At 66.0% G+C, this 10,615-nt stretch carries 11 protein-coding genes; all 11 read right to left on the bottom strand.

Annotated features, from left to right (window positions below; all coding sequences use genetic code 11):
- Window positions 1-70: 70 nt before the first annotated feature.
- Window positions 71-709: an SMC-Scp complex subunit ScpB gene (gene scpB / locus JNN06_RS01690; RefSeq protein ID WP_291237868.1), complete on the bottom strand. Its 639-nt coding sequence runs from the start codon at window positions 707-709 to the stop codon at window positions 71-73.
- The gene (locus JNN06_RS01685; RefSeq protein WP_291237867.1) at window positions 706-1,506 is read right to left on the bottom strand and encodes a ScpA family protein; all 801 of its coding nucleotides are present in this window, start codon (window positions 1,504-1,506) and stop codon (window positions 706-708) included. The genes scpB and JNN06_RS01685 overlap by 4 nt, the downstream gene beginning before the upstream one ends.
- Window positions 1,499-2,488, bottom strand: a complete 990-nt coding sequence (nagZ, locus tag JNN06_RS01680) for a beta-N-acetylhexosaminidase (protein WP_291237866.1) — start codon at window positions 2,486-2,488, stop codon at window positions 1,499-1,501. The genes JNN06_RS01685 and nagZ overlap by 8 nt, the downstream gene beginning before the upstream one ends.
- On the bottom strand, window positions 2,485-3,471 hold the full coding sequence (locus tag JNN06_RS01675) for an SPOR domain-containing protein (protein ID WP_291237865.1): 987 nt from the start codon (window positions 3,469-3,471) through the stop codon (window positions 2,485-2,487). Before JNN06_RS01675 ends, nagZ begins: the two co-directional genes overlap by 4 nt.
- Window positions 3,472-3,539: 68 nt before the next feature.
- Window positions 3,540-5,282 (bottom strand): arginine--tRNA ligase, encoded by a 1,743-nt coding sequence (gene argS / locus JNN06_RS01670; protein WP_291237864.1) that lies wholly within the window; start codon window positions 5,280-5,282, stop codon window positions 3,540-3,542.
- 51 nt (window positions 5,283-5,333) lie between these two features.
- Complete coding sequence (locus tag JNN06_RS01665; protein WP_291237863.1) at window positions 5,334-5,627, bottom strand: hypothetical protein; 294 nt, start codon at window positions 5,625-5,627, stop codon at window positions 5,334-5,336.
- Window positions 5,618-6,241 (bottom strand): holin-associated N-acetylmuramidase, encoded by a 624-nt coding sequence (locus JNN06_RS01660; RefSeq protein ID WP_291237862.1) that lies wholly within the window; start codon window positions 6,239-6,241, stop codon window positions 5,618-5,620. The genes JNN06_RS01665 and JNN06_RS01660 overlap by 10 nt, the downstream gene beginning before the upstream one ends.
- Window positions 6,242-6,309: 68 nt before the next feature.
- The gene (gene ccmE / locus JNN06_RS01655) at window positions 6,310-6,762 is read right to left on the bottom strand and encodes a cytochrome c maturation protein CcmE (RefSeq protein ID WP_291237861.1); all 453 of its coding nucleotides are present in this window, start codon (window positions 6,760-6,762) and stop codon (window positions 6,310-6,312) included.
- A 10-nt stretch (window positions 6,763-6,772) separates the two neighbouring features.
- Complete coding sequence (gene argC, locus JNN06_RS01650; RefSeq protein ID WP_291237860.1) at window positions 6,773-7,801, bottom strand: N-acetyl-gamma-glutamyl-phosphate reductase; 1,029 nt, start codon at window positions 7,799-7,801, stop codon at window positions 6,773-6,775.
- 72 nt (window positions 7,802-7,873) lie between these two features.
- A complete protein-coding gene (locus tag JNN06_RS01645; protein WP_291237859.1) occupies window positions 7,874-8,686 on the bottom strand; it encodes an aspartate/glutamate racemase family protein in 813 nt (270 codons plus the stop codon).
- 146 nt (window positions 8,687-8,832) lie between these two features.
- On the bottom strand, window positions 8,833-10,615 hold a 1,783-nt coding region (locus tag JNN06_RS01640), incomplete at its 5' end, for a DUF6537 domain-containing protein (RefSeq protein WP_291237858.1).

Raw genomic sequence — 10,615 nt, 5'->3', positions numbered from 1 at the left:
CACCCCCGGGATATTTTCGCCAAGGTGAATATGCAAAGGGATGGGTTTGCAAAGTCGTTGGCTTTGCAAATCACTCTTCTGCAAAAAGCTCGCTTTGGCCCGACGGGTTTTCGTCCTCCTCATCGGAGCTTTGCAAGCTGCCCGGCAGCGGGCGGTTGTCGAGCAAGCCTGCCGCGCGCAGATCCTTGAGGCCCGGCAGATCGCGCGCGGATTCGAGGCCAAAATGATCAAGGAAGGTCTCGGTCACCACAAAGGTCACCGGACGGCCCGGCGTCATCCGGCGGCGGCCAAAGCGGATCCATTCCATTTCCAGCAATTGATCAATCGTGCCCCGGCTGACCGCGACCCCCCGGATTTCCTCGATTTCGGCGCGGGTGACCGGCTGGTGATAGGCGATGATGGCCAGCGTCTCGATGGCGGCGCGGCTGAGCTTGCGTTGCTCGACCACCTCTTTTTGCATCAGATGGCCGAGATCGGACGCAGTGCGGAAGGCCCAGGCCTCGCCCACCCGCACCACCCGCACGCCGCGCCCCTCATAGCGGCGGCGCAGATAGGCCAGCGCCTCGGCGGCATCGCAGCCATGCGGCAGGCGGCGCTCCAGCTCCGCCACCGTCATGGGGTCGGTCGCGGCAAACAGGATCGCCTCGACCATGCGCTCCTGCTCGGCGATCGGGGGGGCGTCGAACAGGCTTTGCTCGCGTTCGGTCATTCCGGCCTCCGCTCGGGCGCGGCGATCTGGATCGGCGCGAAGGTCTCGCCCTGCCGGATGCGGATCTGGCCGCGTTTGGCCATTTCCAGAATCGCCGCGAAATGCGCGGCGACCGAGGAGCGGCGGCGCATCGGCTGCGCATCCCAGCCCTCGGGCATCCAGCTTTCCAGATCGGACCAATCGCCCAGATAGCCCAGCAGGCCACGCATCCGCTCCAGCGCCTGTTCCATGGTGAACACGTCGTGGCGATCCATCACGAAGGGGCGGAATTCGTCCTTGGTGCGGATGCGGGCATAGGCGCGCATCAGGTCGATCAGCGAGGCGCTATACATCACCTTGCGCGCGCGGGTGACCTCCTCCGGCGCGCCACGGGCGAAGAAATCGCGTCCACGCTGGTCGCGCGCCATCAGCCGCGCAGCCGCATCGCGCATGGCGGCCAGCCGTTCGAGCTGGAAGGCCAGGTGCGCGGCGAGATCCTCGGCCGAGGGGCCTTCGTCGCTGGGATCGGGCGGCAACAGCAGGCGCGATTTCAGATAGGCGAGCCAAGCCGCCATCACCAGATAATCGGCGGCCAGTTCGATCCGCAAGGCCTTGGCCTGATTGACAAACAACATGTATTGCTCGGCCAGTTGCAGCACCGAGATGCGCCGCAGATCCACCTTCTGCGTGCGCGACAGCGACAGCAGCAGGTCCAGCGGTCCTTCAAATCCGTCTACATCGACGATCAGCGCCTCGGCGGCCAGACGGTCGCTGACCGTTTGGCCCTGCTGTTCCTCGACCCAGTCGCGGTCAGACATGAGCGCCGATCAGCGCGTCATGCTCGGCGCGCAACAGGGCCAGATCGGCGGGCTCCGGCGGGCGACGGGCGGCAAGGGCGGCGTCGATCCGGGGTTGCGACAGGCGACCCGAGACCTTGGCGGTGGCGGCAAATTCTTCCAGCGTGCCCTTGCAATGCAGCGCCAGATCGCAGCCGGCCGCCATGGCGCGCGCCGCACGCTCCTCTACCGTGCCGGACAGCGCCTGCATGTTCAGATCATCGGTCATGATCAGACCGCCAAAGCCGATTTCCTCGCGCAGGACCCGCATCATCGGGGCGGAACAGGTGGCGGGCTGATCGTCAAAGGCGGAAAACACGATATGGGCGGTCATGGCCAGCGGCAGGTCGTTCAGCGCGCGGAAGGCGGCGAAATCGCTGTGGCGAAGCGTTTCGGCATCTGTGGTGACGCTGGGCAGATGGTGGTGGGTGTCGGCATTGGCGCGGCCATGGCCGGGCATATGCTTCACCACCGGCAGCACGCCGCCCGCCAGATGGCCCTCTGCCGTGGCGCGGCCCATGGCAATCACTGTGGCCAGATCGGTGCCATAGCAACGATTGTGCAGGAAAGGATGGGTGACATCGGTCGCAATATCGAGGCAAGGGGCGCAATTGCCGTCAATACCCACGGCCATCAATTCGGCGGCGATCAGACGCGCGCGCAGCCACATCATGCGGGCCGCCCCCTCGCCTGCCGCGCGCTCGGCCACCAGCGGCGGCAGCCATTCGGCCCAATGCGGCGCGCGCAGGCGTTGCACCCGCCCGCCCTCCTGATCGACGAAAACCGGCGCGTTCCAGCCGACGCTCTCGCGCAGATCGCCGGTCAGGCGGCGCAATTGCGCGGGCGTTTCGACATTGCGCGCAAAGAGGATGAAGCCGAACGGGTCGGCCTCGCGGTAAAAGGCGCGCTCATCGGGTGAAAGCGCCAGCCCCTCCACCCCCAGGATCGTGGCGCCCCGGCTCATCGCAGGGTCACCGGGATGCAATCGGTGCTTTCGGCGGTGAGGGCCGAGCAGAAGCGGCGGGCGTCGGCCTCATCGGCAAAGCCCTCGGCGCGCAGGCGGTAAAAGGTGCGCCCGCCGCTGGTGGCCGATTGGATGACGCGGCCCTTGCCCGCCATCAGCTCGCCGAATTGCCCGGCGATCCTGTCCCAAGCGGCGCGGGCCTCATCCTCGGTGTCAAAGGCGCCGAATTGCACCAGCCGCGTGCCTGCGGCAAGCGCGGTCGCGTCCACCTCGCGGCTGGCGGTTTGCAGGGCGGCGGCCACGGCGGCATCGGTGCCGCTCGGGCTTGCCACGGCCCTGCCCGCAGGCCGCGCCAGCGGGCGCAGCGAAGTGCCAAGACCGCCCGGCACCACCGGAGCATCCGCCACGGGAGTTTCGGCACTGGGCGCCTCGGAAAGCGGCGCCGCCCCCGCGGCAAGGCTGTCGGCCAGCGCCAGCACATCGGCTGTGGCGCTGATCTCGGGCGAGGCGCCCAAGGGCGCCACGGTGGTCAGCGGGTCCAGCGGCAGGTCGGCGGCGGCCTGCTCGGGCAAGGCGGCGGGTTCTTGCGGCACCGGCGCCAGCAAGGCTGCGGGCGGTTGCGGGGCCAGACCCGGCGCGTCTTCCTCTGCCAGATCCACCGCGCGCGGCGCCAGAATGATTTCCTCGGGCAAGGGTGTGGCAGCGCCGACAGCGGCCACATCATTCACCGACAGGCCCTGATGCGCCGTGACCGCGCCACCCGGATTTTCCGGGGCCACGCGCATCGGCCCTTCCATCGCCTTGATGACGGGTATGCCCACGACATTGCGCACGGCAATCTTGTAGCCCCACCAGCCCGCACCAAGGGCGAGGCCCAGAGACATGATCCCGCCCGCCATCGTCACAAAGCTGCGGCGGCGCGGTGCTGCGGCATGGCCATCATAGCCCGCCGCTGCGTAACGGTCATAGTTCAACTCTGCCATGTTCTGCCCCATGGGTGCCGGGCTTGCGCCCCGCCGGTCTGCCTGTTCCTCCCGGCGGGGCGCCATTTTCAGCGCATTTCCTCAACCGGGGTGACGCCCAGAATAGCAAGACCGGCGCAAATCACAACGCCCACGGCGCGGGCGAGGCCGATTTTCGCCTGCGTCACGCCCGCATCCTCCTGCACAAAGCGCAAGGCAGGCTCGTCATTGCCGCGATTCCACAGCCCGTGCAGGTCGGAGGCCAGCTCATAGAGGTAGAAGGCCACCCGATGCGGCTCGTTGCCTTTGGCGGCGATCTCGACCAGACGCGGCCATTCGGCCAGCTTGCCGATCAACGCCAGCTCTGCCGGATGGCCGAGCTGCGACAGATCGGCCCCGGCCAGCGCCGCATCCTCGACCGCCACGCCCGCCTCGCGCGCCTTGCGCAGCACCGAATTGATACGGGCATTGGCATATTGGACGTAGAAAACCGGGTTGTCCTTCGACTGTTCCATCACCTTGTCAAAGTCGAAATCCAGCGCCATGTCATTCTTGCGCGTCAGCATGACAAAGCGGGTGACATCGGCGCCCACCTCTTCAACCACATCGCGCAAGGTCACGAAGGTGCCCGCGCGTTTCGACATCTTGAAGGGCTCGCCATTCTTGAACAGCTTCACCAGCTGGATCAGCTTGATGTCCAGCGGCACGCGGCCGCCCGACAGCGCCGAGACCGCCGCCTTCATCCGCTTGACATAGCCACCGTGATCGGCGCCGAAAATGTCGATCAGCTGATCGAAGCCGCGCTGCACCTTGTTGAAATGATAGGCAATATCGGGCGCGAAATAGGTCCAGCTGCCATCCGATTTCATCACCGGGCGATCCACGTCATCGCCATGCGCGGTGGAGCGGAACAGGGTCTGCTCGCGCGGCTCCCAATCCTCGGGGGTCGTGCCCTTCGGCGGTTCCAGCACGCCATCATAGATCAGATCCATGCCGCGCAAGGTTTCAATCGCGGCCTCGATCTGGCCGGTGCCATACAGCGCCTTCTCGCTGGAATAGACATCCATCCGCACGCCAAGCGCCGCCAGATCCTCGCGGATCATCGCCATCATCGCCTCGGTCGCGAATTCGCGCACATCCTCCAGCCAGACGGATTCGGGCTGGTCGATCAGGCTGGTGCCGTATTTCGCCTTCAGCGCTTCGCCCACCGGGATCAGATAGTCGCCGGGATACAGCCCCTCGCGGATTTCCGGCTCCAGCCCATTGGCCTCGCGGTAGCGCTCATAGGCGCTGCGGGCCAGCACATTGACCTGCGCGCCGCCATCATTGATGTAATATTCGCGCGTCACCTGCCAGCCCGCGAAGGCCAACAGGTTCGACAGCGCATCGCCCACCACCGCGCCGCGCACATGGCCCACATGCATCGGCCCGGTCGGGTTGGCGCTGACGAATTCCACATTCACCTTGGCCCCGGCCCCGAGCGTGGAGCGGCCATACTCGGCGCCCGTGGTCAGGATGGTCTGCACCAGATCCTGCCAGACGCCCGGCGCCAGACGCATATTGAGAAAGCCCGGCCCCGCCACCTCGGCGCTGACGATGCGCGGATCGGTGGCCAGGCGGGCGGCAAGCGCCTCGGCGATCACGCGCGGCTGTTGGCCTGCGGGCTTCGCCAGCACCATGGCGGCATTGGTCGCCATGTCGCCATGCGCGGGGTCACGCGGCGGCTCGACCGCGACGGCGCCCAGATCGAGGCCCGCAGGCAGCAGCCCGGCCTCGGTCATGGCGCCCAGTTCGGCGATCACAAGCTTGCGCAGTTCGGTGAACAGGTTCATCTCTCACGTCCTTCCTAGCCCTCCGGCTCTTGCCAGAGGGCGGAAGGCGGGTCAAGTTCGCGGCGTCGCAGGGGCCGGTTTCAGGAGAAAATGCAACCCGATGATCAGCGCCGCAAGGCCCCAGACCGGCAGCGGCGTGGCGCGCAGGGCCAGCATCCCCGCCGCGTAGCGGGGCGGGTCCAGAAAGGCGAGGCCGATCAGCGCGAAAATTCCCAGAACCGCAGCCGGGCGGATCGCGCGGTTCACCGCCTCGATGGCGCCGGGAAGCGCCGGATTGTCGGCCTCCTGCAAGAGATCGGCAATCCGCTTGAGGCGGGCGGTATCGCTCAGGAAATTCAGCCCCATGCCGCCACCCGCGTGCGGTGCTGCGTCTCGGTCAGGCGCAGTGAGGGCGAGATGAACTCCTCGGCCCGCAGGATCCAGCCGCCCTTGCCGCCATCGCGTCGGCGGCAATATTTGCGGCTGGAGGGGCGGGCATCGCCGAGGCTGTAATAATAATCCCGCCGCGCCACGCCATAGGCATCGGCCAGTTGCGGCACTTCGGCGGCAGCGCGATGCGCGGCAGCCAGCGTCTTGGGGCCCAGCTTGCCATCGGCGACCAGCGGCCAGCCCAACCGCGTCAGCAACCGCTGAAGGATGCGCACGGCATTGGCCCCGGCATTGACATACATGTCAAAGACCGAGGCTTGAATTTGCACCGGCAAATTTGCAATGCCGGGCTTTGCAAAGTAATCCGACAGGAAGATCTCGACCGCCTGCGCCGGGGTCAGGCGCCGCACATCGGCCGATGTCACCCGGCCATCGCCATCCAGATCGCGCCCCAGTCGGCGCAGCGTGTGGATGGTCACGCCATGCTGCGTGGCGCCGCCCGGGTCGTCGGGGTCATTCACATAGCCGCCCTCGCGGGCGACGATCTCTTCGGCAAGGTCGCGCACCGATTTCTCGCGCACAGTCTTCATGGCCAGCCCCTCTGCAAAGAGGTTCAGCCTGCCGCTGATCGGTTAACCCGGCGGTAAGCCGGCGCGCGTTACGATCCGCTTTGATCCGGTTCCTGGTACACGCCTTGCTCTTTCAGCGCCTCCATGACCTCTTTCGGCATATAGCTTTCGTCATGTTTGGCGAGGATTTCGCTGGCCTCGAAAGTGCCATCCACCAGAACCCCGGTGCCGATCATGCCCTGCCCCTCCTTGAACAGGTCGGGCAGGACGCCGGTAAAGCGCACCGGCACCACCTCGGCGCCATCGGTCACGTTGAAACTGACCGTCTCGCCCTGCCCCCGCACAAGGCTGCCCGGCTCGACCAGACCGCCCAGCCGGAACACCTCGCCCGCCTCCGGCGGCTCGGCGATGACCTGCGCGGGCGCGCGGAAAAAGTTGATCCCGTCGCGCATCGCATAGCCGATCAACGCCGTCGATCCGGCCAGGGCGACAAAGGCCAGGGCCAGAATCTGGATGCGGCGGGTCTTTTTCAGGCCCTTCATGGTCGTCTCCTTACGGAAAGACGGGCGCGAGCATCAGCCCGGCGGTCTCCTCCAGCCCCAGCATCAGGTTTGCGTTCTGGATCGCCTGCCCCGAGGAGCCCTTGGTCAGGTTGTCCAGCACCGCCACCACCAGCGTGCGCCCCGGAATCCGGTCCGCGACGACACCGATATGGCACAAATTGGAGCCGCGAATATCGCGTGTCGAGGGGAGTGCGCCGAAAGGTAGCACCTCGATAAAGGGTTCCAGCGCATAGCGCGCCTCCAGCGCCGCCCAGCAGGCCTTCGCATCGCCCTTCACATAGACCGAAGCCAGAATGCCCCGGTTCATCGGCGCCAGATGCGGCGTGAATTGCACCAGCACCGGGCGCGCGGCAATCTTGCTGAATTCCTGATCGAATTCGCCCAGGTGGCGATGTTTGCCGCCTGCCGAATAGGCATAGGTGCCTTCCGAGAGTTCAGCATGCAGCAGGTTTTCCTTCAGCGACCGCCCGGCCCCGGAAACCCCACATTTCAGATCCAGCAGGATGTCGTCCAGATCAATGCAGCCCGCCTCGATCAGCGGGCGCAGCGCATATTGCCCCGTCGCGGCATTGCAACCGGTGCCCGCGCAAAGCCGCGCGGCGCGGATCTCCTCGCGGTAAAACTCGGTCAGGCCATAGACCGCCTCGGATTGCAAATCCGGTGCGGCATGGGGCTGGCCATACCATTTTTCGTATTCCGCCACGTCGCGCAGCCGGAAATCCGCCGAGAGATCGACGATCTTCAAATCCCGCGGCAATTCCTTGATCACCGCCTGGCTGGTGGCATGCGGCAGGGCGCAAAAGGCCAGATCGACTTTTGCAAAATCAATCTCGTCGATTTTGCAAAGCTTGGGCAGACTCAGATGCCGCAAAAACGGAAAGACCTCGGCCATGTCCAATCCGGCCTTGCGATCCGCCGACAGTGCCACGATCTGCATCTGCGGATGGCTGGCGATCAGGCGCACAAGTTCAGCCCCCGTATAGCCTGATGCCCCAAGGATCGCGATGCGCTTTTTCATGGTTCGCCCCTTTTGCCGATTTGCGCCCCTTCTTTGCGGCGCAAGGGGCAGCGATGCAAGAGGCTTTGGCGCTCAGGCCGCCTCGAACACGATCTGCCGGCGCAGGAATTGCGTCGCCTTGGACGACACATAGGCTGGGTCGCCCGTGGTCAGAAACTTCGACCGGGTGCCGCTGCCCAGGAATTCGGGCCGCCGCGCCAGATAGTCGCCCAGGCTTTCCGCCACCAGATTGGCCTGGCTGAACACCTTCACATCCGCGCCCAGCGATTCCTGAAAGGCCTTTTGCATCAAGGGGTAATGGGTGCAGCCCAGAATGGCCGCCTGCGGTTGCGGCATGCGGCGTTTCAGGCTTTCGACATGGCTGCGCACCAAGGCCTCGGCCAGAATCTCATCGCCCTGCTCGATCGCATCGACGACACCGCCGCAGGGCTGCGCCTCGACATCGACGCCGATGGCGCGGAAGGCCAGTTCGCGCTGGAAAGCGCGGCTCGCCACCGTCGCGGGCGTGGCAAACAGTGCCACATGTTTCACCGAGACCTCGCGCGGCGGCGAGTTGTCGCCCCATTGCCGCTCGGTCAGCGCCTCGATCAGCGGCACGAACACGCCCAGCACGCGCTTGTTCGGCGGGAGCCAGGTTTCCTGGATCCGCTTCAGCGCCGCTGCCGAGGCCGTGTTGCAGGCGAGGATCACCAGATCGCAGCCCTCATCCCACAGGCGCTCGGTCGCGGCACAGGTCAGGTTGAAAATGTCATCATGCGTGCGCACGCCGTAAGGCGCATGGGCATTGTCGCCAAAATAGACAAAGGGCACATCGGGCAGTTTGCGGCTGACCGCATCCAGCACCGTAAGGCCGCCCAGACCTGAATCGAATACACCAACTGCCATCGCCTGCCCTCCCTCTGACGGGGTGATTTGGCAAAGCATACGCCCGGCGCGCGGCGGGGAAAAGCGCATATCGGCTTTGCAATGCGGCGCGGGGCGCTTTGCAAAGGGCCGGACGGTTTGCAAACCCGCCCGGCCCGCTTTGCAATTCAGGCCGCCAGCCGGGGCGCATCGCCCCCGGCCCGGATCAGCGCGATCAGCTCGGCCCGCCTTGCCGCGGCCTTGGCCGCATTGGCGGCCTTGACCGGGCCATAGCCCCGGATGGTCAGCGGCAGTTCCAGCAACTCGCGCAAGGCGGCTTCGGTGGCCGGGGTCAGCAGCGGCAGGCACGCGTCCAGATCAGCCTCGTATTCGGTGATCAGCGCGCGTTCCATCTTGCGCTCCGGGTGCCAGCCGAACGGGTCGAGTGCCGTGCCGCGCAGGCGCTTCATGCCCGCCAAAAGCCGGAACAGCGGCAAGATCCATGGCCCAAAGGCGCGCTTCTTCGGGCGGCCATCGGCGCCTTTGCCCGGCAGCACGGGCGGCGCCAGATGGAAGGTGGGCCGCAGGTCGCCGGTCATCTGTTCCTTTGCCCGATCCAGGGTTTGCAGATGCAGCTGCGCCACCTCGTATTCATCCTTATAGGCCAGCAGCTTGTGATAGCCCTTGGCAAGCGCCAGCCGCAGGCTGGCCGGGGCCGCGTTCACCCGCGCCAGATAGCGCGCGGCCAAGGCCTCGTTCTGCCAATCGCGCAGATGCGCGGCGCGGTAAGCCACCGGGTCCACCGGCGCAACCGGAACCGGCACCAGAAGGGCCTGCGCCTGATCGGGAAAAGCCTGTGCGAACCGGCCCAGATCGAAGGCGCGCAAATTCGCCTCCACCCCGGCGCCGTTCAGCCGCATCGCCTCGCGCAGCGCGGAGAGCGACAGCGGCACCAGCCCACCCTGCCAGGCCATACCCAGCAGAACCATGTTGGAATAGATCGAATCTCCCAGCATCACCCGGGCAAATTCAGAGGTGTCGAGAAAGCCCACGCCCTCGCGCAGGCGGGCCTGAAGCGCCACCCGCAAATCCTCGGTCGGGATGCGGAATTCGGTGTTGCGGGTAAATTCGCCGGTCACGATGTCATGATCATTGACCACGGCCCGGGTGCGCCCGCTGGTCATCAGGCCCAGCGTCTTGGCCCCGGCTGTCACCACCAGATCGCCGCCAATCACCGCGTCGGCCTCGCCGACGGCGACGCGGATGGCGGAAATATCGGCCGGATTTTCGGCGATGCGGCAATGGATATGCACTGCGCCGCCCTTCTGGGCGAGGCCCGCCATCTCCATCATGCCGGCGCCCTTGCCGTCCAGATGCGCGGCCATGGCGAGAATGGCGCCAATGGTCACCACGCCGGTGCCGCCGACCCCGGTGATGACGATATTATGGGTGCCCCGGATCGCGGGCAGCACGGGTTCGGGCAGATCGGGCAGCGTCAGCGCCCGTGCTTCGGCCTTGCGTGGCTTTGCGCCCTCCAGCGTCACGAAAGAGGGGCAGAAGCCTTGCACGCAAGAGAAATCCTTGTTGCACGAGCTTTGGTCGATGGCGCGTTTGCGGCCCAGCTCGGTCTCCACCGGCACGACCGAGACGCAGTTCGACTGCACACCGCAATCGCCGCAGCCCTCGCAGATGTCGGTGTTGATGAAGACCCGCCTGTCGATCTCGGGGAAGCTGCCCATCTTGCGGCGGCGGCGCTTTTCGGCGGCGCAGGTCTGCACATAGAGCAGCACCGTCACCCCCGGCACGGTGGCGAGGCGCTTTTGCACCGATTCCAGCGCATCGCGGGTGTAAATGCTGATGCCTGCGGGGAATTTCGACAGGTCGAGATTTTCCTTCGGGTCATGCACCAGCGCCAGTTCGCGCACGCCCATGGCCAGAACCTCGCGGGCGATGCGGCTGGGGGTCAGACCG

The organism is Gemmobacter sp. (assembly GCF_016792925.1).
Taxonomy (GTDB): domain Bacteria; phylum Pseudomonadota; class Alphaproteobacteria; order Rhodobacterales; family Rhodobacteraceae; genus Gemmobacter.
This window is presented reverse-complemented; position numbering and strand designations above follow the sequence as displayed.